The following is a 26,694-nucleotide window of genomic DNA, read 5'->3' on the forward strand; positions in this document are numbered from 1 at the left end:
GATACCGAAAGGGGGTGTTACCCCTCGCTGGGACCAGCCTCGGCCAACTCCATCGGCGGGGGCTCAAAACCCTCCACAGCCCGGAAGGTGAGCTCCATCTCGCCGGTTTCGGCATTCGGGGCCACATCCACGACGATGATCTGCCCGACGGAGAACTCCTTGTACAGGAGCTTCTCGGAGAGTTCGTCCTCGATCAGCCGCTGGATGGCACGACGCAGCGGACGAGCGCCCAGAGTGGGGTCGTAGCCCTTGTCGGCCACGAAAACCTTGGCGGCGGGGGTGAGTTCGATCCCGAGCCCCTGACCCTCGAGCTGCTTCTGCGTACGGGCGATCATCAGATCCACGATCTGGGTCACTTCGTCTTTCGACAGTTCGTGGAACACGATGGTCTCGTCGATGCGATTGAGGAACTCGGGGCGGAAGTGCTGCTTCAAGGCGTCGTTGACCTTCGCCTTCATCCGCTCATACGACACGGCTTCGTCCGCCCGACCGAAGCCGAGGTTGGCCTTGCGCAGATCGGCGGTGCCGAGGTTGGACGTCATGATCAACACGGTGTTGCGGAAATCTACCGACCGACCCTGGGCGTCGGTGAGGCGTCCTTCTTCAAGGATCTGCAACAGCGTGTTGAACACATCGGGGTGGGCCTTTTCGATCTCGTCGAACAGCACTACCGAGAAGGGCTTACGGCGAACCGCTTCGGTGAGCTGCCCACCCTCCTCGTAACCCACGTAGCCGGGGGGCGAACCCACCAGACGACTGACGGTGTGCTTCTCCATGTACTCGGACATGTCCAGGCTGATGAGCGCCGTCTCGTCGCCGAAGAGGAACTCGGCCAGTGTCTTGGCCAGTTCGGTCTTCCCTACCCCCGACGGGCCGAGGAAGATGAACGATCCGCTCGGACGCTTCGGATCCTTGAGACCAGCCCGCGTGCGGCGGACGGCCTGAGAGACGGCCCGGATGGAGTCTTCCTGGCCGATGACCCGCTTGTGGAGATCGTCTTCCATGTGAAGGAGTTTCTGGGTCTCTTCCTCGGTGAGTTTGTACACCGGGATACCCGTCCACATCGAGAGGACCTCGGCGATGGCTTCCTCGTCTACCTCGTCGAACAGATCGACGCCGGACTCCTTGATCTCGCGCTCTTTGCCCTCCTTGGCGGCGAGGAGTTCCTTCTCCTTGTCGCGCAGACGGCCGGCCTCCTCAAAGTTCTGGCCCTCCACCGCCTTCTTCTTGGCCTCGACCACCCCAGAGAGTTCGTTTTCGATCTCCTTGTAGTCCGCCGGGGTCTCCATCCGCTTGATCCGCAGGCGCGACCCGGCTTCGTCGATGAGGTCGATGGCCTTGTCGGGGAGGTGGCGATCGGCGATATAGCGATCGGCCAGGTTGGCCGCCGCCACCAGCGCTTGGTCGGTGATGGTGACTCGGTGATGGGATTCGTAGCGGTCACGGAGGCCCTTGAGGATCTCGATGGTGTGCGCCACCGACGGTTCCTCCACCACGATCTTCTGGAAACGTCGCTCCAGGGCCGCGTCTTTTTCCAGGTGCTTGCGATACTCATCGAGGGTGGTGGCACCGATGGTTTGCAGTTCGCCGCGGGCCAGCATCGGCTTCAGGATGGAAGCGGCATCGATGGCCCCTTCGGCGGCGCCGGCGCCAACAAGGGTGTGCAGTTCGTCGATGAACAAGATGATGTCGCCGCGAGTACGGATCTCCTTCAAGACCTTCTTCAGCCGCTCCTCAAAGTCGCCTCGGTAACGGGATCCCGCCACCAGGGCGCCAAGGTCAAGGGTGTAGAGCTGCTTGCCCTTGAGGGTCTCCGGGACGTCGTCGGCCACGATCATCTGGGCCAGGCCTTCCACCACGGCGGTCTTGCCGACGCCAGGCTCACCCACGAGCACCGGATTGTTCTTTTGGCGGCGCGACAGCACCTGCATCACGCGCTCGATCTCTTTGGCCCGACCGATGACCGGGTCCAGCTTTTTCTCGCGCGCCTGCTGCGTGAGGTTGCGCCCGAACTGATCGAGCACCAGCGACCCCGAGGCCTGCTCCGGTCCCTGGGGGCCTCCTGCGCCGGCCACCTGACCGGCTTTGTCTGAAGACCCACCCGGGCCCTGATAGCCCGAGAGGAGTTGGATCACCTGTTGGCGAACCCGCGAGAGGTCGGCGCCGAGCTTCACGAGCACCTGGGCGGCTACGCCCTCGCCCTCCCGTATGAGGCCAAGGAGAATGTGCTCGGTGCCGATGTAGTTGTGGCCGAGTTGTAGGGCCTCGCGCAGTGACAACTCGAGGACCTTCTTGGCGCGCGGCGTGAAGGGAATGTGACCCGACGGCGACGAACCACCCTGACCGATGATCTCCTCGACCTGGCTGCGCACGGCCTCCAGCGAGATCCCGAGGGACTCAAGCGCCTTGGCGGCAACTCCCTCGCCCTCGTGAATGAGCCCGAGCAGAATGTGCTCGGTGCCGATGTAGTTGTGGTTGAGTAGCCGTGCTTCTTCTTGGGCCAGTACGACTACCCGTCGAGCCCGGTCGGTGAACCGTTCAAACAACTTGGTGCCTCCAGCCCCATTCGGGGATCAATGTTCTCTGAGTGTACCCCTACCCCCCGACTTCGCACCGCGGACGGAAACGCGGGGGCCTGGGCTGTATCGGCAGACGCTCCCCCAAACTTCACCTACCGGTGGCCACTTGCTCGGAGGGGGGCGGCCTGCCGTAGCGTAGTCTTGTGGCATCTGCGAGTCCGCTCCTTGAGTTTCCTGGGATGACGGCCCACCGCGCCAGGATGGAAGCGGCGCTGCTCCATGCCGTGGCGGTGGAAGACGACCACATGGCCGAAATCGGTGGCCATCTCATCACCGCCGGTGGCAAGCGAGCCCGCCCGCTGTTCACGGTGGCCTCGGCGGCCATCCTCGCCCGCGACGCCGATGCCATCAGCGTCGCCGTTACCGACGAGGTGATCCTCGGCGGGGTGTCGGTGGAACTGGTACAGGTTGGTTCGCTGTGCCACGACGACGTCATCGACGAAGCCGAAACTCGTCGGGGCGTAGACAGCGTGAACCTTCGATGGGGAAACCTCAAGGCCATTCTCGCCGGCGACTTCCTCTTGGCCAAAGCGTCGGAAATCGCCGCTGGTCTCGGCACCGAGGTGGCCAGCCTGCTGGCCGCCACCATCGGCCGCTTGTGTACCGGTGAGGTCACCGAGTTGGGCTGTGCCTACGATATCTCTCGCACCGAAGCCTCCTACCTTCGCGCTATCGGAGGAAAAACCGCGGCCCTGTTCGCCACCGCCTGTCGCGTCGGTGGCATCGTCGGTGACCTTCCTCGGCCCGCCATTGATCAGCTCACAGCCTTTGGACTGCACTACGGCATGGCCTTCCAGATCGTGGACGACGTACTCGACGTGATTGCCACCGACGAGCAACTGGGCAAACCCGCGGGGCACGACATCGCCGAAGGCATCTATAACCTCCCGGTGCTCTACGCGCTCGAGGAACATGGCGCGACCCTCGGAGCACTCCTCGGCCGACCCATCGAGGGCAATGCCCTCGATGCTGCCCGTCACCTGGTGCGCACCTCCGCCGGTGTCCCCCGGTCAGTCGAACTGGCCCGCACGTACATTGACGACGCCGTGGCGGCGCTGGGGACCTTCGGCACCACACCGAGTGCCACGGCACTCGCCGGTGCCGCCTCGAGTCTCATCATCGACCTCGAAGCCGTGCTGGCCGCCTAGCAGCCGCAGCGAGTCAGGTGGGCAACGTGGTGGGGAGGCGCCGCGACGCCGCGATGCCCACCACGGCCATCGCCAGGGTGCAGGCGAAGGCCCACTGAAGGGCACCGCCGGTGGACCAGGAGCGTGTCTCGCCCAGCGCCACGAAGGCTCCCGCTACACCCACCCCCAGAGCGATGCCCAGCACATCGCTCACCTGCAGGCTGGCGGTAGCCGCTCCCTCCCGGCCCGGTTCGGCCAGGCCGAGGACCGTGACCGACAGCGAGGCGTAACACAGCCCGATGGCGAAGCCCCCAATCCCCCACACGCAAACGGCCAATGGAATTGGCAGGGAGCCAAGCACAGTGAACATGAGAGCGATCGAGATGCTCAACAACGCAAACCCCACCCCCACTACCCGGCGGGGCCCCACTCGCAGGATCCACCGTTCTTGCACCCACACCGCCACCGACCAGCAGAGCGTGCAGATCGTGAGAGACAACCCCGCCACCCAGGTGGGCTGATCGCGAACGTCCTGGAACGACAGCGACACGTACGCATCGGTTCCGAAGAAGGAGAAGGTGAGAATGCCGCGCACCGCAATAGCGGCGGGAATGCCCGCCGCCAGGCGCATGGTGCCCGTCGGTACGAGGCTAAGAAACGACCACGCCGCCAGCGGCACACCCACCAAGGCCAAGACCACCGCCACCGGGGGGGAGGGACCGCTGATGGAGCCGAGCACCATGGCGGAGCCCAGGGTGAGTAACACCCCCGCCCGACGGCGATCGGTGAGCGGGCCGACGGTGGCCGCGCGATCAGCCCCGGGGCTGTGAACCAGAGCGGGGAGCGTGATGAACCCGGCGAGCAGGATGAAGGGGAGCAGGGCTAAAAAGACCGCCCGCCACCCCCACACATCGGCGATAGCGATGCTGGCCACCGGCCCGATGAGGCCGGGGATCAGCCAGGCCGTGGCCGTAACCGCAAACGCCCGAGGACGTAATATCGGTGGATAACTGCGCCCCACGGTGATGTAACTGATCGTCGCAATGACCCCGGCACCGATCCCCTGAAGAACCCGGGCGACCACCAACACACCCATCGAAGGGGCCAGCCCAGCGACCAGGAGGCCAGCGCCGAACAGCAGGAGACCGGCGAGAAAGGGTAAGGCGGTGCCTTCCCGATCGGCGGCATGCCCGGCGAATACGATGCCGAGCAGATTGCCAAGAAAGAATCCGCTAAACACCCAGCCGTAGAGGCTCAGGCCGCCGAGATCATCGGCCACCACCGGCATGACCGTGGAGATGGCCAAGGCCTCAAAGGCCACGAGGGTGACCGTGAGCACCAAGCCCAGGGTGAGTCGGCGCCGCTCATGGTCCCAGATGCCGGGCTGGGGACTGGTGGACTGCGGGGAAACGGGCACACTCGCCATTGGCGCGCGCCTCACTCCCGCTCAGTCCGCAAACTGGGAAACAGGATGACATCGCGAATGGACTGCGTATCGGTGAGCAGCATCACGAGACGGTCGATGCCAATGCCCAACCCGGCCGTGGGCGGCAGGCCGTAGTCGAGGGCCCGCAGGTAGTCCTCGTCCATCACCATGGCTTCTTCATCGCCAGCCGCATGCTGCTGGGCCTGGGCGCTAAAGCGGGCGCGCTGCTCGTCGGGGTCCAACAGTTCGGAGAAGCCGTTGCCCAATTCCCGCCCGGCCACGATCGGCTCGAACCGTTCGACCATCTCGGGCACGTCGCGGTGATCCCGGGCCAGTGGCGAGACCTCCTTGGGATAATCCATCACGAACACCGGCCCCCACAGATTGGCCTCCGTGGTCTTCTCGTAGATCTCCAACATGAGCTTGCCCGGACCGTAGTGGGGTTGCACCTCCACGCCGTGCTCCGTGGCGATGCGCCGGAGATCCTCCAGGGGCATCTGCACATCGACATGCACGCCCGCATGTTCCTGCACCACTTCGGTGATGGTGGCGCGTCGCCAGGGCGGGGTGAGATCGAGATCACGCTCTCCGTAGGTGAGCTTGGTGGTGCCGTGCAACTCCATGGCGAGGTGCGCCACCAACTCCTCGGTGAGGGTCATCACATCGTGGTAATCGCCATAGGCCTGATAGAGCTCGAGCATTGTGAACTCAGGGTTGTGGCGGGTGGACAACCCCTCGTTGCGAAACACGCGCGCCAGTTCAAAGACCCGCTCGAAGCCACCCACGGTGAGTCGCTTCAGGTAGAGCTCGGGCGCAATACGGAGGAACAATGCCATATCGAGAGCGTTGTGGTGGGTAGTGAACGGCTTGGCCAGCGCCCCACCAGGGATCGGATGGAACACCGGTGTCTCCACCTCGATGAACCCCTGATCCTCGAGCCATCGACGAGTAAGGCTCAGGATCTTGCTGCGCTGCAAAAAGACGGTACGAGTCTCCGGGTTGGCCCAGAGATCCACGTATCGCTGCCGGTAGCGGGTGTCCACATCAGTGATGCCGTTCCACTTATCTCCGAAGCCACGACGCGTCTCCGCCAGCATCTCCCAGGTGGTGATCTTCACCGACAACTCGCCCGTACGGGTTTTCACCACCTCGCCGGTCGCTCCCACCCAATCGCCAAGGCTGATCTTGGCGAAGCCCTCAAAGTTTTCGGTTACGGCGGCGAGGGCAAAGAGTTGCACCGCCCCGCCACTGCCGTCGCGCAGCGTGGCGAAGGCCAGTTTTCCCTGACCGCGGTGCAGCATCACGCGCCCTGCGATCGTCACGACGTTGCCGGTCTCCTCACCATCGTCCAGACCCTCGTACTCGGCCCGCAGGGCGGCGGCGTTCGTGGTGGTCTCGAAGCGGTACGGGGGCATCAGGGCTGGTTCTTTTCGTAGATGAGGCGCAGGCCGTGGAGGGTAAGCCAGGGCTCGAGATGATCAATGGCAATCGACAATGGGCCAATGAGTCCGGAGAGGCCGCCGGTGGCCACGACGGTGGGATCGGCATCAAGTTCGGCGGCGATGCGAGCGCACATGCCGTCCACCAGCGAGGTGTAGCCGAAGATGGCACCGGACTGCATCGACTCCACGGTGCTGCGTCCGATAACCGAGCGGGGCTCCACCAATTCCACCCGGCGAAGGGCGGCCGCCCGATTGAACAGGGCATCAAGGCTGATGTCGATACCCGGGAAGATGGCACCCCCGAGGTACTCCCCTTTCGGAGAAATGGCCTCAAAGGTGGTGGCGGTGCCGAAATCGACCACGATGGTGGGTCCGCCAAAGAGGTCGAAGGCGGCCACGGCATCGGCGATGCGGTCCGCACCCACCTCCTTGGGATTGTCGTAGAGGATCGGCAGGCCCGTGCGCACCCCGGGCTCAACAACCAGGGCGGGATTGGCGAAGTAGCGCTCGGCCATCCGCCGCAACGACCCGGTAACCCGCGGCACCGACGAGCACACGACGATGCCCTGGATGTCGTTGTCATCCCAAGTGGCCCCGTGGAAACCAAGAAACTCCTGCAGCACCAGGGCGTATTCGTCGGCGGTGCGCTCCACATTCGTGGCGATCCGCCAGTGGTCGACCAGGCCCGAGTCGGCCGCTCGGCGGTGCTGATTGGCGTCAAGGGCGGGGTCGAGGTCGTACAGGCCGACCACGGTTTGGGTATTGCCAACATCGATGGCGAGCAGCAGCACAACGCAGACGCTACGGGTCGGAACGCAGGGGGTCGAACCGGTATCGCGACCACCGGTGCCATCCGACCCCACCCGCCGAGCAACAGGAGCCGGGATCGCTCGGTTCAGGTAGGCGATCCTGCCCATCCTGCAGCCCCCGCAGACCCACCGAGGCGGGGCTGGCGCGGGCTCAGTGGATGTCGAGGCCGATGTCGAGGGCGGGGGCAGATTGCGTTATCTGGCTGGTGCTCAGCAGATCTACCCCCGTGGCGGCGTAGGCCGCTGCGGTGTCGATCGTGATCCCGCCGCTGCACTCCAGTAACGGGCGCCGCCCGCCGTGCTGGAGGGCCCACGCCTCGGCCAAGGCCACTGCGGCGGTGGCCGCCTCGGGGCTCATGTTGTCGAGCAGCACTGCGTCCACACCGGCCTCGAGGGCCTGCGCGAGTTGGTCTAGGTCGCTGACCTCCACCTGGACGAGTCGCCCCGGCCAGGTGACGGCAGCGGCCGCCACCGCCTCGGCAATCCCCAACGCTGCGAGGTGGTTGTCCTTGAACATGATCCAGTCCGACAGGTTGCCGCGGTGGTTCACCGCTCCCCCCGCCCGTACCGCCGCCTTCTGGAGTGCCCGCAGTCCCGGCGCGGTCTTTCGGGTATCCCAGATGCGCGCCGGACCACCGCGGGCGGCAGCGTCGGCGAAACGCCGCGTGAAGGTGGCTATCCCCGACAGGTGACACAAGAAATTCAAGGCGGTGCGCTCGCCGCTGAGGATCGACGCCAGCGGACCTGCGACGGTACCGATTGTGTCTCCCGCGCTGACCGCGTCACCGTCGAGGGCCATCCAGGTGATCTCCACCGTTGGGTCGAGTTGGGCGAAGGTTTCCGTCGCGCACCAGGTGCCCGCCAGTACGCCTTCGTGCCGCGGGATGAACTGGGCCACCCCGGTAGTTCCCGCGGGCAGTAATGCGGAAGTGATGTCCCCGAGCGGGGTCAGGTCCTCCGCCAGCGCCTGCGAGACGGCGTGGCGCACTGCGTGAAGAGGGGGGTCGGCCTTCGCCATCCCCCCAGCCTGCCAGAGGTCGCCCCTCACCGGGGTGTTCGGAGTTCTGGGCCTACCCGGACCGAGATCAGCCAGCCTGGCCCGGTGGTGCTCATCGTTGCCCACGCGCGGACCGCCACCCCCGGTGCGACCGCTCAGCCCCCGATGATGAAGCGGAGGCGCAGGTCGTCTTGCCGGTCCTGATAATCGGTGCGGGTGTGGCAGCCTCGACTTTCCTCCCGGGCCAAAGCCCCCGCGCACAGTGCCCTGCCCACCGTCGCCAGATTTCGCAACTCCCAGGACCCAAGATCGTCACCCTCGACCGACCCGGCGCAGCCCGCCGCCGCCCGCTCCAGCGAGTCAGCCGAGCGCAGCACCCCCGCATCAGCGGTCATCAACCGCTGGAGTTCCTCCCGACTACCAACCGAGACGCCGGCGGGGGCGGGCAACACCAGCGAACGACCCGCAATGGCACCCCCACCGAGTCGAGAGCGCATCGCGCCGGTGGCCGAGGGTCCGTCTACGCCCCGCTCGATGGCCTCCACCACCCGCGGTCCGAACACCATGCCGTCGAGCAGCGAGTTCGAGGCCAGCCGGTTGGCCCCCATCACTCCATTGCACCCTGCCTCACCGGCTACCCATAGGCCCGGTAGCGATGACGCCCCATCGAGGTCGGCCAGGATCCCGCCGCAGCTGTAATGGGCGGCGGGGGCGATGGGCAACCAGTCGGTGGCGGGATCAAGGCCCACGGCCGCGAGCTCGCTCATGATGGTGGGGAATCGTTCGGCGAAGTTCTCGAGGTCGGTAGCGTCGAGCCACAGGTGATCGACGCCATCGCGGATCATCCGCGCGGTGATGGCCCGGCTCACCTTGTCGCGCGAGAGCAGCTCATCCACGAACCGCTCTCCTTGCGTGTCGCGCAGTTGCGCGCCGTGCCCGCGCAGCGCCTCGGTGAGCAACGGACGCGGCATGACAGGATGATGGAGGGCGGTGGGGTGGAACTGCTGGAACTCGATATCGGCCACCGCCACCCCGGCGCGCAAGGCCATGGCCACCCCGTCGCCGGTGGCTTCGTGGGGATTGGTGGTAACGGCGAACAGCTGGCCGTAACCCCCGGTTGCCACCAACACATGACGAGCCCGCACCTCGTGACGGCGGCCATCTGGGTCGGCGGCCAGGACCCCGCGGCAGCGGCCCGCTTCCACAATCAGGTCTAGGGCGAAGAAGCTCTCGTAGACAGCCGACACCTCTGCTCGCACCGCGTCCACCAGGGTCCGTTCGATCTCTGCCCCGGTAGCAGCCCCACCGGCATGGACGATGCGGGGCAAGGAGTGACCCCCCTCGCGGGCGAGTTGCAACTGGCCGTCGGGCTCGCGATCAAACGTTGCGCCCAACGCGATCAGCTCGTGCACCCGGCCAGGGCCTTCATCCACGAGCACCCGCACGGCATCGATGTCGCAGAGACCCGCGCCAGCGCCCAGGGTGTCGGCGAGGTGCAAATCGGTGGAGTCCGGGTCGCCGCCAAGCACCGCCGCCACCCCGCCCTGTGCCCAACGCGTGGTGGCTTGTTGAAGTTCGGCCTTCGTGAGCACCCCCACCGCCATGCTGTGGACCTCGGCGGCGCGCACGGCCGCCGAGAGACCCGCCACCCCCGATCCAAGCACTAGCAAATCAAGGTCAGCCACCGCGAAGGTCTACCCGCTGGCGGCCTCTTCACCACCGCCCTTGGCCAACCGCTCCCCGATCCGGGGGGTACCGGCGGCGGGGGGCCGCCCCGGGTGAGGCATCGGGCGCCCCGCGGGCGGTGACTAGGCGGGGGCGCAGTGGTGTTAGACCTCGGCGCCGATGTTGTCGATCAGGCGGGCCTTGCCGAACCGGGCGGCGGCCAGCAGGCGGAGCTCCCCCACCAGCGGATCCACGGTCTGCAGGGTGGCGGCATCCACCACTTCGGCGTAGTCGAGGTGAGCCAAAGGCTCCGCGCTGATGAGATCGGCCATCAGGGCCCGCACTTTGGCGGGGTTCACTTCGCCGGCGTCGATGGCCATACGCCCCGCCAGCAGCGCCGCATGGAGCACCGGCGCCACCGCTCGCTCGGCGTCGAGGAGGTAGCTATTGCGGCTCGATAAGGCGAGACCATCAGGATCGCGCTGCGTGGGGCAGGCCACCACCTCTACCGGGACCGACAAGTCGCGCACCATGCGGCGGACCACCGCGATCTGTTGGAAGTCTTTCTCACCGAAATAGGCGCGACACGTTCCGACAATGGCAAACAACTTCGCCAGGACGGTGGCTACCCCGTCGAAATGGGTGGGGCGGGTGCTCGCTTCCAGGCCGGCGGAAACCTGCGCCACGCGAACGCTCGTGCGCACCACCCCATCGGGGTACATCTCAGCCTCGGTGGGCACGAACAGCACATCTACCCCCTCAGCCTGCGCCAGGGCCCTGTCGGCGGAGAGGTCACGCGGATAGGCGGCCAGGTCCTCGCCGGCGGCGAACTGTAGAGGGTTCACGAAGATGGAGACGATCACCACATCGGTCTCCGTTCGGGCCCTCGTCATGAGCGAGGCATGGCCGGCGTGCAGATAACCCATGGTGGGCACAAAGCCCACGGTGCGCCCGGCGGCTCGCTCGGTATCGAGACGCGCTCGCAGCGCCGCAATCCCGGTGATGGTGGTCACCGACACAGGCGAGCCGCTTCGGTAGCCATGGCTTCGTACCCCGGGCGTTCCTCGGGCGGCAGCGCGGCGAGGTGCCGCTGCACCGTGGCGTGATCGCCCCGCCGGATCGGGCCCGTCAACGCGGCGCGGGCTCCAAGGGAGGCAACATCGGCCAGGCTGCCGCGGGCCAAGTCCACAAAGGCATCCACCGGGGCACCGATACTCGCCGCCACGCGCTCGGCTTGGCCGAGGAGGGCCACGACATGATTCGAAGCGATCACCGCCGCCGCGTGGTATCGAGCCCAGTCGGCCTCGGCCACGGTCACCGCCTTGCCCCGCAGGCTCCCCACCACCTCGGCGGCCAACCGGTCGCCCTGATGGGCCAGGCCAAACCAGGCCCCCACCAATCGCTCGGCGCCGCGTTCGGCATCCGGTAACGCCACCAGCGGATGAAGTACCGCCGGACGCGGGTGCCCCTGCAGGGGGGCCAACCCGAGCGAGCCGGAGAGGTGGGCGATAGCCGAGCCGTCACACGCCTCCACTCTGCCCGCCACCTCAGCCACGGTGGCGTCGGGCGTGGCGATGACCAGCAGATCGGTATCCGCCGCTGCGGAGTTCACGCGGTCGTTGTGACCGAGCATGGGGAGCACATCCCACCCGGCGCGGCCGAGCGCCACGGCCAAGGAGGTGCCGGCCCGACCCGGGCCGATGATCCGCACTCGCGTCATCCCTCACCCCGGCAATCAGCGAGCGCGCCCACCGACCACACCACACCCACCGCGCCCGCGAGGTCGCTGGCCGACACGAGGTCGGGGGCCAGATCGGCCAGCGGCGCGAGCACGAAGCGACGCTGGTACATACGCGCATGGGGCACTTCCAGGTCTGGGTCTGCCACCGTCTCTCCCTGCACCCACAGCACGTCTACATCCAAACTGCGGGGTCCCCAGCGCACATCTCGCACCCGCCCGGCCGCCGTCTCGAGTTCGCCGCACAGAGCTAAGAGGCCCCGCGCGTCACGGGTCGTAGCCAACTCGACCACCAAGTTTAGATAGGCCCCCTGCGCGTCGGGACCACCCACGGGCTCGGTTTCGTAGACCGGCGATACCGCCACGAGATCGGGGGTGGCCGCCACCGCCGAGCGCAGGTAGGCCATCCGGTCACCCAGGTTCGACCCCAGGCCCAGGAAAGCGCGGGTCACGCCCTCGTCCGGGTGATGCGCACCCCCGAGGTGCGCAACGGCTGCGCCACCGGGGGACGAAGCTTGCGAACCGACACGGTGACCGCACTGATCCGCCGATCAACGGCGGCCAATTCCTGGGCGATGCGTTGAGCGAGTGTCTCCAAGAGTTGAAAGTTCGTGGTGGTCACGACCTGCTCGGTGACGTCGCACAGCGCGCCGTAGTCGGCGGTGTCGGTCAGGGAGTCGGAGCCGCCGGCATCGGCCATATCCAGAGTGATGTCGAGGTCGATCTCCAGGGGCTGGGCCTCGGCCTGCTCCTTGGGGAGCACCCCCACGATCCCGGAGAGATGCAGACCCCGTAGTTCGATGCGATCGTCGGAGGCCACGACCGCGCTACCTCGGGATCGTGGTGGACAGAGCGACGAGGTCGCGCCCGAGCGGCCCCATTTGACGAGACAACAACCGCTCCACCACCGAGGTGGCCTGCGGTGCCAAGGGGATGACCTCGGACCACAGCAGGTAGCCCGCCATCATCCCCGAAACCCGATCCGACAACTCATCCTGATGCACGAGCACTTTGCCCCCCGCGGAGAGCATCGCCGCCAGTTCGGGAAAGAGCGTGCCGGCCACCTCCCGCGGGTCGTCCTGCGGACCGAAGGGCAGGTGCCGCCAGGCCACGCCGAGTTCGTCGTAGTTGTGGAGGTTGTGCGGCGAGGGGATCAGTGTGACCACACAGGTGAAGCCCTGCTCCCGGATCCAAATGATCTCCTCTTGTCGACGGACACGACGATGATTGACACCGTACCCACCGGGCCGCTCACACACCGCCAGTTTGTCTTTCAAGATCCACGCGAAGTTGCGGGGCTGAATACCCTGCGCCCACTTACCCTTTACCGGCACGACTCGTGCTCCCTCGTTGTGGACGCGCTCATGCGGCGGCATCCGTGGTGATGATCTGCCCCGCAATGACCAGGGCGGCTTCAGTGGTAGGCCGCACGTCGTGCACCCGCACCATGGCAACCCCGTTGGCCATCGCCCAAGTGGCGGTGGCAAGGGAACCCTCGAGACGGTCCGCCACCGGAGCGGCAACATCGCTACCGTCGGAGATCCCGAGCAGGCCGCCGAGGAACCCCTTGCGACTGGTACCCACGAGCACGGGATGACCCGTAGCCACGAAGCGATCGAGATGGGCCAGCAGGGTCAGATTGTGGGCGGTGGTCTTGCCGAAGCCCACCCCCGGGTCGATCCACACGTCGACAACGCCGGCGTCAAGCGCCGCTTCCGCCCGGCCGACGAGGTAGTCCAGCACTTCCGCCACGACGTCTCGGTAGCGGGGGGCGATCTGCATCGACGCAGGCTCTCCCTGGCTGTGCACGGCCACCCACGCCACGCCGTGCTCGGCGGCCACGGGCCCCAAGGAGGCACCGACGTCGTTGATCATGGTGGCGCCGGCGGCCACCGCGGCCCGCGCCACACTGGCGTGACGGGTATCGATCGACACGGCGATGCCCTCCGCGGCCAGGGCTTCCACCACCGGCAACACGCGGCGTTGCTCCTCGACCAGAGCCACCGGCGTAGCACCAGGGCGGGTGGATTCCCCGCCCACGTCGATCCAATGGGCGCCATCAGCCACCATCTGGCGGGCGTGCGCCAAGGCGGCGGCGAGGTCGGTGAACTGCCCGCCGTCGGAGAACGAATCGGGCGTGATGTTGAGAACTCCCATCACAACAGGGCGGTGCGGCACGAGTGAAGTCTAGGACAGCGGCAACACGCCCGTTCGGACTATGCCCGTAATTCTTATGACTTTCTGATCCCGTTCGATGCCTTAGTTTCGTCCCGTAACGAAACGCATGGCCTCCTGGCGGGTGGAAGGGTTCGATCGGAACAACCCCCGTACCGCTGAAGTCACGGTGGTGGACCCGGCTTTTTGGACCCCCCGCATGGACATACACAGGTGTTCGGCCTCAATAATGACCATGACTCCCCGCGGCTCCAACGTGCGTTCCATGGCATCAGCAATCTGCACGGTGAGTTGTTCCTGCACCTGGAGACGACGGCTGTAACCCTCCACCAAGCGGGCGACCTTGGACAGTCCGGTGATGCGGCCATCCTTGCCGGGTATGTAGGCCACGTGGGCGGTCCCCCGAAAGGGCAGGAGGTGGTGTTCACACAGGCTGTAGAGGGGAATATCGCGCACCATCACCATCTCGTCGTGGCTCGATTCAAACGTGACGGTGAGGTGATCGGCGGGGTCCTCGTGCAGACCGGAGACGTTCTCGGCGTAAGCCCGGGCCACCCGAGTGGGAGTGTCGGTGAGACCATCGCGATCCGGGTCTTCACCAATCGCTTCGAGGATCTCACGCACGGCACGTTCAATGCGGGGGAGGTCCATCGGTGTGTCGAGGGGGGCACGTTCACGGGGCATGGAACTACTTTCCGGTGACGTGGGCGGTGCGCAGACCGTGACGCTTCCACCAGCGCCGCTTCATTGGCTCGACTGGCGCGCCAGCGCGTTCGGCCACTGGTTGGGCTTCGGCCACGGTAGCCCCAACAAGAGTGCCTACCTCCAGCGGCAGGGCATCGATCGCCTCGGTGGGCGCGGGCTCAACCTCGGGCACCCCAACGCCCTTGTCCAGCGGACCAAAGATCTCCGCGAGGTCGGCGTCTTCAAGGGTTTCCTTCTCCACCAGCGTCTGAGCAATCAGATCAAGCGTGGAGCGGTGCTCGGAGAGGATCGACCGGGCCCGGTCATGGGCGTTCTCGATGAACACCCGAACCTCGGCGTCCACCACGGCGGCAACTTCGGCGGAGTAATCAGCCTCGTGTCCCTTGTCGTAGCCGAGGAATACTTCGCCCTTGATCTTCCCAAGTTGCTGGGGACCGAGCTTCTCGCTCATCCCGTACTGCGTGACCATCCCGCGAGCGATGTCGGTGCAGCGCTCGATGTCGTCGGAGGCACCGGTGGTGATCTCCCCAAACACCAACTCCTCGGCGGTGCGACCCCCCAGCAGCATCGCCATCGAATCCTCCAGTTCCGTGCGCGTCCGGAGGTACTTGTCTTGAATGGGTAGGGCGAGGGTCCAACCCAGCGCCCGCCCGCGGGCCACGATGGACACCTTGTGAATGGGGTCGGTGCCCTCGAGTACGTGCCCCACCAGGGCATGTCCACTCTCATGGTAGGCAATCGTGAGCCGTTCTTGTTCGCTCATGATCCGGTTCTTGCGCTCCGGCCCGGCCATCACACGGTCGACGGCCGCTTCGAGCTCGGCATGACCAATGAGTTGCAGATTCCGGCGGGCAGCCAGCAGGGCCGCCTCGTTCATCAAGTTGGCGAGGTCGGCTCCGGTGAAGCCGGGCGTGCGCCGGGCCAACACCTCGAGGCGAACATTGGGCTCAAGGGGCTTACCCTTGGCGTGCACGGCCAGGATGGCCTTACGGCCCTCCAAATCCGGCCTATCCACCACGATCTGACGGTCGAACCGACCGGGACGCAGCAAGGCGGGATCAAGGATGTCGGGACGGTTCGAGGCCGCAATGAGAATCACCCCGGTGCTGGCGTCGAAACCATCCATCTCCACCAGCATCTGGTTGAGGGTCTGCTCTCGCTCGTCATGTCCTCCGCCCAGGCCAGCCCCGCGGTGACGGCCGACGGCATCAATTTCGTCAACAAAGATGATGGCGGGCGCCGCTGCCTTGGCCTGTTCGAAGAGGTCACGCACACGACTAGCCCCCACCCCCACGAACATCTCCACGAAGTCCGAACCCGAAATGGAGAAAAACGGAACCCCGGCCTCGCCGGCCACCGCTCGGGCCAGCAGGGTCTTGCCCGTACCCGGCGGCCCGTAAAGCAACACGCCCTTGGGGACCTTGGCACCGATGGCTTGGAAGCGCGCCGGGTTCTGCAAGAACTCCTTGATCTCGTAGAGCTCCTCTACCGCTTCATCACAGCCCGCCACGTCGGCGAAGGTGACCTTGGTGCCCTCCTTGGGTACCTGCCGGGCCTTGGCCTTCCCAAACTGCATCACCCGATTACCGCCGCCCTGCATCGAGTTCAGGACGAACAGGAACGCCCCTACCAACAGCACGGTGGGAAGCAGGCCGAACAGCAGGGTCGTCCAGAGGGAGTCCTTCTGCTGATCGACCTCCAACTCGATCGGCGGCATGGCATCGGTGATCTCGGCGGTGAGTTCGTCCACGTACTCCCCGGCGTAGGCCACCTTGTACTCCTCACCATTGGTCAGCTCGCCGGTGACCTCATTGGAGCGATCCTTGATCGTGGCGGTAACGACGTCGCCGTCTTCGATCCTCTGGCGGTACTCCGTCAGGGTCAAGTCCGTGGGGGAATCCCCCCCTTTGAGCCATTGCGAGGCAAAGAACACGGCAATGACGGCCATAAGCACGTAGGCCAGGGTGGTGCGAGACGGACGCTTCACGATGGGTGAACGATACCGGTACGGCCGCGAGAGTGGTACCTCAGATGTCTCCGTCGAAGACACACACATACGGCAGGTTGCGATATTTCTCGCCCACATCGAGGCCGTAACCGATCACGAAGTTGGGCGGAATGCGGAAACCGACGTACTTCAGTTCTTGGTGGGTCTTCTGCAGACCTTCGCGCACCAGCAGGGCGCACACCTCCAGGCTGTTGGCCCCACGGGCCGCCAATGTCTTGCGCAAATACGACAGGGTGAGGCCCGAATCGATGATGTCCTCCACGATGATCACGTCGCGCCCGGTGAGATCGATGTCAAGGTCCTTCACGATCCTCACCACCCCAGAGGTCCGGGTGGCATTGCCGTAGGACGACACCGCCATGAAGTCGATCTCCAGCGGTAGGTCCACCGACCGGGCGAGATCGGCCATGAACATCACCGCGCCCTTGAGCACCCCTATGAGCAACGGGGCGCGCCCCGCGTAGTCGCGAGTGATCTCGGCGCCTAGTTCGGCGACGCGAGCCTGCAGGCTCGATGCGTCGACCACCAACTCGCCGAGATCAGGACTGTCGAACAGATGCTGGTGCTCTCCCTCAGGCGCCACCGGGCCAAGGTACCCGCATCCCCTCGCCCGCACACACTGCACTCAAGACAGGTTGAGACGCCCCGAGGCCCGGCGCACCGTTCGGCCCTGCCCCACCTCACAGGCCACCGCCTCGCCGCGGGCCACCGCCAGCACCCGTTCCACGGTGGCCGCATCGGGCGGATGGAGCTCGGCGCCGCTGCGCAGCCAACGCCGAATCGCCCGCCGGGCGAGAGCTACCGGGGCGGCGGCGAGCCGTCGAGCGTCGGTGGGATCAATGGCGAGCGCCAGTTCATCGAGCAGCTCGCCGTCGTCTCGTAACCCCGCCGCCTGCCGGGCCAACACCGCCGCCACATCCCGCTGCGCGATGTCGTCGAGCAGCGGGAACAGCTCGGAGCGCACGCGATTGCGGCGGAAGCGGGGGTCGTCGTTCGAGCGGTCCTGCACCGGGGACAGCCCGAGCTCGGCGCACAGCGCGTGGGTCTCGGCTCGCCGCAACCCCCGTACCGGGCGATTCTCGGGGTGAAATCCGGCCAACCCGGTGAGCCCGGCGCCCCGCAGCAGATTGAGGAGCATCGTCTCCGCCTGATCGTCGGCGGTGTGCCCAGTGAGGGCGCCTTCCGGCAGCACGGCGTAACGGGCGGCGCGCGCCCGGGCCTCTAGGTTGGCCCCGGGAGCAACCTCGACCCGCTGCGCTAAAAAGGCGGCCCCGAATCGATCCGCCGCCGCCTGCACCACATCCGCCTCGCTCACCGACCCCGGCCGCAAGCCGTGATCCACATGCACGGCGGTCACCGAGCAGCCGGCCCATCCGGCCAGCGCCAGCAGGGCCAGCGAATCAGCGCCCCCCGATACGGCACAGGTCACCGCCGTACCCGGGACCGGAAAGAAACACCGGGCCAGAAGAGCCTCGCTCGCTGCGCTATGAGCCACGAACCGGCGGCCAGGACGAGGCCGCCGTCAAGCCTGTGGGAAGGGGGCTGCCACCGTCGTACTCGTGGCTCCGCCCCAGCATCACCATGGCGGGAGGAGCCTCAGCCCACCAGTTCGTCGGACAGGCGCACTCGATCAAACCACTCCTGCGGATCCCGGATCTCGGCCAGAGTGGGCAGCCAACTGGCCCCTCGCCACACGGGATCGAGGGCCTCGGGCCCACCGCCGAGGCGCTCAATCTCGGCGACGAACCGCTCGCCCTGGACGTACTGATTCATTTTGGCCTCGAGCCCGAGCATCCGCTGCACCACTTTGGCCGCCGGTTTGGGGTTGGCCCGCCGTTCCCGCAACACCTGAGCAAAACGCGCTGCGCTGGGGACGCGCTCCGCCCCGGCGCGATCCATCGTCACATCGCCGTGGCCCTCCAGGAGGCTCATGAGCCCACCGATCTTGTCGAGCACCACACGCTGCTGGGGCGAAGCCAACAGCACGGCGATCCCGCCATCGTCGAGTGGCTTACGGCCATGACGTAGGTCGTGGAAAGCCCGGGTGAGGGCATCGAGAAAGCGTTTCGGATCGGGGTCCACCGAGGAGATGGTCTCAGCCACCAACCCGAGGTAGTGCTCCCGCATCCAGGCCACGCCGGTGAACTGGGCCCGATGGGTTACCTCGTGGAGGGCCAACCACAGCCGGAACTCTTTGGGCGGAAAGGCGAACCGCTTCTCGAGCGCTAGAACATTCGGCCCCACGTAATAGACGAGATCCTGCTCCTCGGGGTCGGCCAACGCCGGATCGTCGATCACGAGCAGGTCGTACTGACCCAATACTCGGGCCGACATCCAACCGAGCAGCATCCCTACCTCTACCCCGGCCACCTTACGAGTGACATCCGCTGCCATACCGTGGCCGACGGTGTCGCCGAACCGGGCCATGACGGGCTGCAGTAGTCGCTGGAAACTGGCGACATTGGCGTGCACCCAGCCCGCGCGGTCGGTCACTCGGGCTCGGGCCGGGCCGGCCAGCGAACGCAAGCCCGTGGCCGCGGCCACTAGATCCTCGGCCTCGGCGGTGGCCTCGTCGAAGTCGTCTTGGAGGGAATCAGCCAGGTACGAGTCCGCAAAGGGCTCGCGGCGGGCCGTGCGCACGGCTACCCGCTCCGCCACATCCCAATCGACCGGGCCCTCCGCCAATGGCCGCTACTCCTTGTTGCGCGGGTACTTAGGCGCTTGCGTCTTATTTAGGTACTGGCCAATCAAACCGACCATGACGAACATCCCCAGGAGAAAGACGCTGACGCCGATCCAGTAGTGCCACACAACAGCGAACATAGTGATGACCCTAGACGGCCCTAGCCGCGGGGCCAGGAATCAGGCGTCGACTCTTGCTCGATAGCGGCCTGGATCCGAGCGAGAAGTTCCGGCGGAGCGATGTCATGACACTGTTCTTGGATGCAGCGGCGCAGCTCGGCGTAGAAATCGTACGGCTCCGCACAGGGGGCGCACTCATCGAGATGTTCGGCAATCCGAGCCCGCTTGACGTCGTCGACCTCGCCGGAAAGCAGGTGGTACAACTCGTGGAGCGCGTCCTTGCACGGCGGGGAAAGCGGAGAAGGGGCGTCGGCATCCATCGGATCAGGTGACCGTGTCGGAGACCGGCTTGGTGAGGCGATTGGACACGGCAAAATCGTATAACAGCCGTTCCAGCTGCTTTCTTCCCCGATGGAGTCGACTCATCACCGTCCCGATGGGGATGTCCAGCCATTCGGCGATCTCTTTGTACGAGAAGCCCTCCACGTCGGCGAGGAGCACGGCCATCCGGAAGTTATCCGGAAGCTCATCGATCGCCGCTTTCACCTCGGCCTCGGTGAAGAGGTCCATCAGTTCGTCCTCGGCCGAGCGGCCCACCCGAGCCGCCTCAAGACCTCCAAGGCGCCGGTAGAGGTAGAGGTCTTCCACCTCGTCGAGGTCGGTTTCCTCGGGTCGGCGCTGTTTGGCCCGGTAGGTATTGATGTAGGTGTTCGTGAGGATCCGGTAGAGCCAGGCCTTGAGGTTGGTGCCCTCCTCGAAACCGCCGAAGCCTCGATAGGCCTTGAGGTAGGTCTCCTGCACGAGGTCCTCGGCATCGGCGGAGTTGCGCGTCATCCGCAGCGCCCCGGAGTAGAGGGAACTCATATGTTCCATCGCAAGAGCGGCAAATTTCGCCTGGTCGGCCACGGGGCAAACCTACCGTCTGGGCTCCTCGGCCACCCCTTCTCTCCAGTGGTTCGTGGGAACCTATGGCGTGGAGATCCATTCCGCCCGTTGTCACCAGTTCTCCGTCACACCGGCGGAGCTCTGGACGGCTCTTGCCCGTGTGGATGCTTACCGCTCCTGGTGGCCCTGGCTTCGCCACCTCGAGGCCGACGCCCTCGAGGCCAACGTCACCTGGTCGGCGGTGGTTCAGCCGCCCGTTCCCTACCGGCTGCGCTTCGATCTTCACCTCATTGAGGTGGAACCTCCTCGCCTCGTGACCGCCACGGTGACCGGCGACCTCATCGGCTCGGCCCGCCTGGAGATCTCCCCCACCCCCTCGGGATCCGAACTCAGCCTCGTGTCCAGCTTGGCCCCGGCCAACCCGGTGCTGCGGGCGGTGGCCCACATTGCCCAACCCGTAGCCCGCTTCGGACACCAGTGGGTCCTCGACACTGGTCTGCACCAGTTCCGCCAGCACGCCCTCGACTGAGTGAACTTTCCTCACCCCGACGGCCACGGACTCGTTCCGGGATTCGGTTAGCGGGGAGGGTGCACGCCACCTTGGTCGTCACGATTGCGACGCCAAAACAACCAGGCCCCCACCGATGCCACCCCGATCAGTAGGAGTGGCGCCATGGTGAGGAGGCCAAGATCGAAAGCATCAATCGCTCCAATGAAATACCGATGGCTCATCACTGTTCTCCTTTGATCGCGGTGGCTTCTACTGACGCGGGCTGGGGTTCATCGGTGGTCAACCAGCGCACGAGGGCGACACCCGCCACCATGAGAAATGTAATTGATCCCGGGACCAGCATGATGCCCGCCGCCAGTTGCTGGTCCACCAGCGCCGAGATTCCACCGGGACGAGACCCGAGGGCGGCGTAGGGCGCATACAGCGCACCGGGGGCAAAGGTGAGGACGATCGCCAAGGCCCACCCCACCCCCGCGGCCCCCACCACGTAGATCGCCCGCTCCACATCATTCAGACGAGCATGAACCCGCCGGGGATCGAAGACCTGCGCCCAGAACCAGACCCCCAGGCCCAGAAAAAGTAGGTGCTCGAGTTCGTGAAGCAATGCGTTGCGAAGCGTGGCGTTGTAGAGCAGCGGAATGTGGAAGGCCAGAAGATTCACGTTGAATAACAGCCAAATCCCCGCCGGGGCCGACACCACCGCCAGCACCTTCCCCGTTTCACTTTGGGTCACCCTGCGCCAAGACGCCACCGCCCGACGGCGCGTATCGGCCTTCAGGAGGCGGGGGGCAAAATGCCCGGGGGCGCTGAGGGCAAACAGCGGGGCCGCCACCGTCAGGAGAAGCACGTGTTGGGTCATGTGCACCCAGAAGAGCTGATCGGCGTATTGCTCGATGGGTCCGGTGAGAGCGACCAGCATGGCCAGGAGTCCCCCTGCGAAACAGGCATCTCGCCGACGGCGCGCTCGAGCGCTCGCGCGGCTGGTAACTCCGCCAATGCCGAGGGGGGAAGCTCGCACCGACCGCTGGATCACCACATAGGACGCACCGATCACCCCGAGGAGTATCAGTGGTTGCGAGAAACGGAGGTAGGCCATCAGAAAGCCGAGCATGAGGGGCGCAGGCGCCACCGTGTCATCGAATTACGGCGAGCAGCACATACGCCAGGACGATGACTCCGGCCACCCATCGGTTCAAGCCCCAGTAGGCCTGAGCCGACGCCGCCAGATGTTCCCTCGATGTGAGCATCGCACCCGATCCCATCGTGGCTGAGTGGGTGCCGTGACGCAGCCGTGCCTGCCCCGCCACCAGGGTGAGGAGCCAGTAAAGCGCCCCAACCTCTACGGCGATCATCGCTGCGGTCCACCCCACCAAGACACTGGCGTAGCCCCCGGAACTGGGTTCAAAGCCCAGCGAAACCAGCTGGATGATCTGCAGCAGGATGGTGGCCCCACCCATAGCCACCGCCACGACGCCCAGGCCGTGCCATCCCCGCTCGTCATCCTTCCGGATCCGGTGCATCGCCGCCCCGAAGGCCGCCAGGCCGACCAGGGTGCACACGAGAATCGCCGTCGAGATCCCTTGGTTCGGTCCCAGGTAGCCCTTGTTCCACAGATTGTTCGAGTTGATGGACCGAAGGTAAAAGAACGAGAACACGAAGGCGGCGAAGAAAAACATCACCGAGAGCGAGAAGATCCGGCCGCCCGCAATGAGAACACCGGGGGTGCGGTCGGGGTTCTCGATGGGATTGCCATCCTCATCGACCGGGTCGGGGGTGCCGGTGGGAGCCAGATTGGCCACCGGCTCCGCTCCGGGTACCCCGTACTCATAGGGCGCCGACAACACGATGGGGATCTCGGAGAAGTTATGGGCAGGGACCGGGGTGGCGACCTGCCACTCGAGGCCACGCGAATCCCAGGGGTTGGCATCGGCGCGTTCGCGCTTTAGGAACTGGGACCAGACAAAGTTCGCCATGAAGATGAGCATCGAGGCGAAAATGCAGAAGGCCGAGATCGACGCCCACCGGTTCAGGAACACGAACGTCGGGTCGTAGGACGAGACCCGCCTCGGCATCCCTCGAGCCCCCAGAACGAACAGGGGCAGGAAGGTGGAGTTGAAGGCGATGAAGAGCGTCCAGAAATGCCATTTGGCGGCGCCCTCCCGGAAACGCAGGCCCGTCATTTTCGGCAGCCAATAGTAGACGCCGGCGAACATGGCGAACACCAAGCCACCCATCATCGTGAAGTGAAAGTGCGCCATGACGAAATACGAGCCGTGGGTGGTGGCATTGCTGGGAACGTCAGAGAGAAAGATCCCAGTGGCCCCGCCGATGATGAAGTTGGAGATGAACGCCAGCGAGAACAGCATGGGTACGGAGAAGCGAATCTTCCCCCGCCAAAGCGTTCCGAAGGCAGCCAGAAAGATAAAGCTCGTCGGGATGGAGATCAGTTCGGTGGAGAGCGAATAGAACGGGCGAAGGTCCGAGTTGATTCCGGATACGAAGAGGTGGTGCTGCCACACCGTGAAACTCATGAAGGCAATGCCGAGCATCCCCACCACCGCAAGGCCGTAGCCCCACAAGGTTCGGCGGGTGAAGACCGGGATGATCTCGAGGATGATGCCAAACCCCGGGATCGCCAGGATGTACACCTCCGGATGCCCGAAGAACCAGAAGAGGTTCTCGTAGAGGAAGGCCGAACCCCCCATTGGGGCCACGAAGTTCACCGTGTCGACCGTGCGGTCGAGCAGGCCCATGTAGCCAGTGGCGAGGAGCATCGGTGAGGCGAGCGCCATCATCACGGTCGTGGCGAGTACCGACCAGACGAAGATGGGGAGTCGTTTCCACGACATCCCGGGGGCCCGCAACGAAATGATGGTGACCATGAGGTCGATCCCCACCAGGGTGAGCGCTATCGCCACCAGCGCGAACGCCACATAATACGAATCCATGCCGACCCTGGCCTCGACCCCCAAGGGTGAGTAGCCCGTCCAGCCTGTCGGGATCCCTCCGACGAACACCGACGTGATGATGACCAGCACCGCCGAGATGAACAGCGAGAAGGACAGCGCCTGGATTCTCGGGAACGCCGTGCGCCGTGATCCGATCATGAGCGGCACGAGATAGTTCCCAAATCCGCCCAGGATCAGGGCCGACATCGTCATCACCATCACGCTGCCGTGCAGGCTCACAATGGTGAGGTATTCGTTGGGGTTCCAGGCGGTGCCGTTGGGGCTCAACAACTGATACCGAATCAGCATGGCGTTGAGGCCGCCGATGAGGAACGTGGCCAGTCCACCCACGATGTATTGGATGCCAACGACTTTGTGATCGGTACTCAGCCGGAAGTAACGACTGGCCCCGTCTTCACTGTGATCGTCGGCAAATAGCCCCGGTTCCTGGCCGCGCAGGCGCCGGACGGGATAACGCGCAAAGCCAAGACCGCAGATCCAGCCGATCACCCCGAACACGTAGCCGAGCACCAGAGCAAGATCCTGTTGGTCGGTGCCACTCGCTGGTTCCCACGAACCGGAGATCGTCCGGCCGATGACCTGGCCGAGGACGAACCCAACGAAGGCCAACAGCAGCCCCGACCCGACGCCGAAGCGCCAAAACCGTCTGGGCGGCTTCTGGCTTGGGCTGGTAAGAGAAACAGTCTCGGTCACGCCTGCGGTCCTTGCCGATTAGTCGCCACGATAAAAGGGCTGTGGATAGTAGATGTGGGCGTAGGGGGGAAGGTACTGAAGTAGGCCCTCGTTGAGTTCAGTTTGCTGATTGATCCATGTTTGAAATTCGGCTTCGGGCACTACCCGGGCATCGTTTTGATACATCTGCCCGTGCCAGAGACCACAGAGTTCGGCGCAGCGGATCTTGAACTCGCCCGCGCGCGTGGCGCTCACGAACACAACATTGTCGGCGCCGTTCACCGCATCAGCCTTGAGGGCAAGACCAACCGCCCAGAACGAGTGGTTCACATCAAGGGATGTCACATGGAGTTCCACGTACTGATCCTCAGGGATCCACAGTTCTTGGGTCTCGATCCCACCAAAGGACGGATAGCGATATGTGAACTGCCATTGCTGGGCGATGACCTGCACCTCCAGGGTCTCGCCGGGTGGAGTGGCAATGGGCTTCGGCCCCTGGGCGCTTCCGCTCCCTACCCCGGGGCCCATCCACTGCCATGTGCCGTAGGGGACCACAAACGCCACGATGAGGCAGGTACCGATGATCCACCAGACGGTGACGCGTCGATTGCCCCGCAAGACCGGACTGTCGGGGCGGCCGTCACCCCGATCTCGAAAGAGAACGAAGGAGTAAAAGACGTACACCACGACTCCCAAGATGATGGGAGTGACCATCACCAGGAGAATGTTGTTGATTAGTTGCTGGTTATTGGCCTGAACCGAGGCATCCCCCGGGGGGAGGTACGGCGCAACGAACAACGCCACGAGCGGAGTGACGATGCCAGCGACGATCAACCAAACGAAGAAGATCCGTCGCCCGTGGGAGATTTCCGCCAGGTCGGGGTCGCCATCAGACGACATTCACAAATCCGTCCATGAACCCCACCGTCTGCATGGGACCCCCGTTGCCATAGAGAAACCCGCCCGGAGCACACGGCACGATGCACTGCCAACGGAAGTGGCCCGGTTCACCGGTCTTGATATCGAACTCGATCGTCCGATGCGCGTCGGTCTCATCGCAGGGAGCCTCGCTGCACTGGTCGGGTGCGTCGTTGGTCACCCCCACCAAGGGAACGGACACATCGAGGCCGGGCACGGTAAAGGTATGCGCCACAAGATCCGGATTGAAGGTCTTCACAATGTCGCTGCCGATGAAGGTTTTCGTATCGATGGTGATGGCACCATCGACGAGTCCTTGGGGCTGACCGAAGAAGTTGTTGCGCAAACCCGTCTGGGTGTCGTACTCCAGCACCTTGACATGCACGATGGAGTTGGCGGGGAGATTGAAGACCGTGGTCTGTTCCCACGAACCGTCACTTCGTTGTACGAGATACGAAGGCCAATCGGGCTTCGGACCGAAGCCGAGGGTCCCCACGGTTTGGAGCACCAAGGTGGGGGCCCCATCTGCCCCAACCATCACCGACACCGACGGTGGCCGGTGACGGGCAAAGGCCGCTACGTAAACCCCAAACGAACCGACCAACAGCGCGAAGATCAACAGTACGAGACCGCCGCGTGCTTTGGTGCCCATGTTTCCCCCCGGATCGCGCGTGGCTTTTTCGAACCATAGCGCAAGACGCACCAGTGAAAGACCCTGCCGTTCCGGGCGGCCCAGGTCGCGCTACCAGTGGGTTCCGCGGTCCCGCGCTCGGTCTGCTCCTACTGAAGGTGCTAACTTCTCCAGTTGTGTGTTCGCAGTGTGTGGCTCAAGCAGTGCCAATGGTTACCGTTGCTTTCGCCGTCATGCGACGGGGCGCACTGAAGGATCGCCTCACCACGCTTCGCACCCGCAAGGGACACGCCGCCCGCCCGGTGGCGGCTCTTTCCCTACCCGAGGTGGTCGGCGATGCCGACGCTCGGCTCGCGAGCGCTAACGCGTGTTCCTGATCCCCCGTCCAGCTTCCGAAGCCAGCGCCTGACGCGTTCCACAAGATCCCCGATGCCCCGTACGGCGAATTTACGTAGGACGGGGTCTGCGGGCTGGAACCTCCGCCATCGGGATGACCGGCGCCTATTGATGTCGAGTGCAGGCGGCGCGAGGGCCGCTCCGTGACGATCTTTGCCCCCATCACGGTTGGTAGGGTCGGTGGGTGGAGCCTGGGGGGTCGGTGGGGGTTGAGGCGAACCTCGGCCTGGAGAGCAAGG

Annotated in this window: 25 protein-coding genes; 2 read left to right on the top strand and 23 right to left on the bottom strand. The window is 65.2% G+C overall.

Annotated elements, in window-relative coordinates:
- Positions 1-17: 17 nt before the first annotated feature.
- Positions 18-2,546, bottom strand: a complete 2,529-nt coding sequence (locus EXQ71_02725; GenBank protein MSO86418.1) for an ATP-dependent Clp protease ATP-binding subunit — start codon at positions 2,544-2,546, stop codon at positions 18-20.
- A gap of 176 nt (positions 2,547-2,722) precedes the next feature.
- Between EXQ71_02725 and EXQ71_02730 the strand changes: the two genes are divergently transcribed.
- Positions 2,723-3,727, top strand: coding sequence for a polyprenyl synthetase family protein (locus tag EXQ71_02730; GenBank protein MSO86419.1), 1,005 nt, complete (start codon positions 2,723-2,725; stop codon positions 3,725-3,727).
- 13 nt (positions 3,728-3,740) lie between these two features.
- Here the strand turns inward: EXQ71_02730 and EXQ71_02735 are convergent, their stop codons facing one another.
- From EXQ71_02735 to EXQ71_02820, 18 genes are all read right to left on the bottom strand, one after another.
- Entirely contained in the window at positions 3,741-5,132 is a 1,392-nt protein-coding gene (locus EXQ71_02735; GenBank protein MSO86420.1) for an MFS transporter, read from the bottom strand.
- 11 nt (positions 5,133-5,143) lie between these two features.
- Positions 5,144-6,547: a lysine--tRNA ligase gene (gene lysS / locus EXQ71_02740; protein ID MSO86421.1), complete on the bottom strand. Its 1,404-nt coding sequence runs from the start codon at positions 6,545-6,547 to the stop codon at positions 5,144-5,146.
- Positions 6,547-7,362 carry a type III pantothenate kinase gene (locus EXQ71_02745; GenBank protein ID MSO86422.1) on the bottom strand — a complete coding sequence of 272 codons (816 nt, stop codon included), beginning with the start codon at positions 7,360-7,362 and terminating at the stop codon, positions 6,547-6,549. The genes lysS and EXQ71_02745 overlap by 1 nt, the downstream gene beginning before the upstream one ends.
- Positions 7,363-7,534: 172 nt before the next feature.
- A complete protein-coding gene (gene nadC / locus EXQ71_02750) occupies positions 7,535-8,401 on the bottom strand; it encodes a carboxylating nicotinate-nucleotide diphosphorylase (GenBank protein MSO86423.1) in 867 nt (288 codons plus the stop codon).
- Between the two features lie 134 nt (positions 8,402-8,535).
- On the bottom strand, positions 8,536-10,065 hold the full coding sequence (gene nadB, locus EXQ71_02755; protein MSO86424.1) for an L-aspartate oxidase: 1,530 nt from the start codon (positions 10,063-10,065) through the stop codon (positions 8,536-8,538).
- Positions 10,066-10,209: 144 nt separating this feature from the next.
- Positions 10,210-11,058, bottom strand: a complete 849-nt coding sequence (locus tag EXQ71_02760; GenBank protein ID MSO86425.1) for a pantoate--beta-alanine ligase — start codon at positions 11,056-11,058, stop codon at positions 10,210-10,212.
- Positions 11,055-11,765, bottom strand: coding sequence for a DUF2520 domain-containing protein (locus tag EXQ71_02765; GenBank protein ID MSO86426.1), 711 nt, complete (start codon positions 11,763-11,765; stop codon positions 11,055-11,057). The genes EXQ71_02760 and EXQ71_02765 overlap by 4 nt, the downstream gene beginning before the upstream one ends.
- Complete coding sequence (gene folK, locus EXQ71_02770) at positions 11,762-12,235, bottom strand: 2-amino-4-hydroxy-6-hydroxymethyldihydropteridine diphosphokinase (protein MSO86427.1); 474 nt, start codon at positions 12,233-12,235, stop codon at positions 11,762-11,764. Before folK ends, EXQ71_02765 begins: the two co-directional genes overlap by 4 nt.
- Positions 12,232-12,603 carry a dihydroneopterin aldolase gene (gene folB / locus EXQ71_02775; GenBank protein ID MSO86428.1) on the bottom strand — a complete coding sequence of 124 codons (372 nt, stop codon included), beginning with the start codon at positions 12,601-12,603 and terminating at the stop codon, positions 12,232-12,234. Before folB ends, folK begins: the two co-directional genes overlap by 4 nt.
- Positions 12,604-12,610: 7 nt before the next feature.
- On the bottom strand, positions 12,611-13,159 hold the full coding sequence (locus tag EXQ71_02780; GenBank protein ID MSO86429.1) for a hypothetical protein: 549 nt from the start codon (positions 13,157-13,159) through the stop codon (positions 12,611-12,613).
- Positions 13,146-13,940, bottom strand: coding sequence for a dihydropteroate synthase (gene folP / locus EXQ71_02785; GenBank protein MSO86430.1), 795 nt, complete (start codon positions 13,938-13,940; stop codon positions 13,146-13,148). Before folP ends, EXQ71_02780 begins: the two co-directional genes overlap by 14 nt.
- Before the next feature lie 102 nt (positions 13,941-14,042).
- Complete coding sequence (folE, locus tag EXQ71_02790; GenBank protein ID MSO86431.1) at positions 14,043-14,642, bottom strand: GTP cyclohydrolase I FolE; 600 nt, start codon at positions 14,640-14,642, stop codon at positions 14,043-14,045.
- A 4-nt stretch (positions 14,643-14,646) separates the two neighbouring features.
- The gene (locus EXQ71_02795) at positions 14,647-16,611 is read right to left on the bottom strand and encodes an ATP-dependent metallopeptidase FtsH/Yme1/Tma family protein (protein MSO86432.1); all 1,965 of its coding nucleotides are present in this window, start codon (positions 16,609-16,611) and stop codon (positions 14,647-14,649) included.
- A 79-nt stretch (positions 16,612-16,690) separates the two neighbouring features.
- On the bottom strand, positions 16,691-17,254 hold the full coding sequence (gene hpt / locus EXQ71_02800; GenBank protein ID MSO86433.1) for a hypoxanthine phosphoribosyltransferase: 564 nt from the start codon (positions 17,252-17,254) through the stop codon (positions 16,691-16,693).
- A gap of 42 nt (positions 17,255-17,296) precedes the next feature.
- The gene (tilS, locus tag EXQ71_02805; GenBank protein ID MSO86434.1) at positions 17,297-18,166 is read right to left on the bottom strand and encodes a tRNA lysidine(34) synthetase TilS; all 870 of its coding nucleotides are present in this window, start codon (positions 18,164-18,166) and stop codon (positions 17,297-17,299) included.
- Positions 18,167-18,267: 101 nt separating this feature from the next.
- Positions 18,268-19,356, bottom strand: coding sequence for a hypothetical protein (locus EXQ71_02810; protein MSO86435.1), 1,089 nt, complete (start codon positions 19,354-19,356; stop codon positions 18,268-18,270).
- A 158-nt stretch (positions 19,357-19,514) separates the two neighbouring features.
- Positions 19,515-19,793 (bottom strand): mycothiol system anti-sigma-R factor, encoded by a 279-nt coding sequence (gene rsrA / locus EXQ71_02815; protein MSO86436.1) that lies wholly within the window; start codon positions 19,791-19,793, stop codon positions 19,515-19,517.
- Between the two features lie 4 nt (positions 19,794-19,797).
- Positions 19,798-20,379 (bottom strand): sigma-70 family RNA polymerase sigma factor, encoded by a 582-nt coding sequence (locus EXQ71_02820; GenBank protein MSO86437.1) that lies wholly within the window; start codon positions 20,377-20,379, stop codon positions 19,798-19,800.
- 67 nt (positions 20,380-20,446) lie between these two features.
- Between EXQ71_02820 and EXQ71_02825 the strand changes: the two genes are divergently transcribed.
- A complete protein-coding gene (locus tag EXQ71_02825) occupies positions 20,447-20,887 on the top strand; it encodes a hypothetical protein (protein ID MSO86438.1) in 441 nt (146 codons plus the stop codon).
- A 202-nt stretch (positions 20,888-21,089) separates the two neighbouring features.
- Here the strand turns inward: EXQ71_02825 and EXQ71_02830 are convergent, their stop codons facing one another.
- Genes EXQ71_02830 through EXQ71_02845 form a run of 4 tightly spaced genes read right to left on the bottom strand, consistent with a single transcriptional unit; the run spans position 21,090 to position 26,131 of the window.
- Positions 21,090-21,998 (bottom strand): cytochrome c oxidase assembly protein, encoded by a 909-nt coding sequence (locus EXQ71_02830; GenBank protein MSO86439.1) that lies wholly within the window; start codon positions 21,996-21,998, stop codon positions 21,090-21,092.
- A 4-nt stretch (positions 21,999-22,002) separates the two neighbouring features.
- A complete protein-coding gene (locus EXQ71_02835) occupies positions 22,003-24,531 on the bottom strand; it encodes a hypothetical protein (protein ID MSO86440.1) in 2,529 nt (842 codons plus the stop codon).
- Between the two features lie 18 nt (positions 24,532-24,549).
- Positions 24,550-25,410, bottom strand: a complete 861-nt coding sequence (locus tag EXQ71_02840; protein MSO86441.1) for a cytochrome c oxidase subunit II — start codon at positions 25,408-25,410, stop codon at positions 24,550-24,552.
- Complete coding sequence (locus tag EXQ71_02845; GenBank protein ID MSO86442.1) at positions 25,400-26,131, bottom strand: hypothetical protein; 732 nt, start codon at positions 26,129-26,131, stop codon at positions 25,400-25,402. The genes EXQ71_02840 and EXQ71_02845 overlap by 11 nt, the downstream gene beginning before the upstream one ends.
- Between the last annotated feature and the right edge of the window lie 563 nt (positions 26,132-26,694).

Source organism: Acidimicrobiia bacterium, from assembly GCA_009694375.1.
In the GTDB taxonomy this organism is placed as follows: domain Bacteria; phylum Actinomycetota; class Acidimicrobiia; order Acidimicrobiales; family VFJN01; genus VFJN01.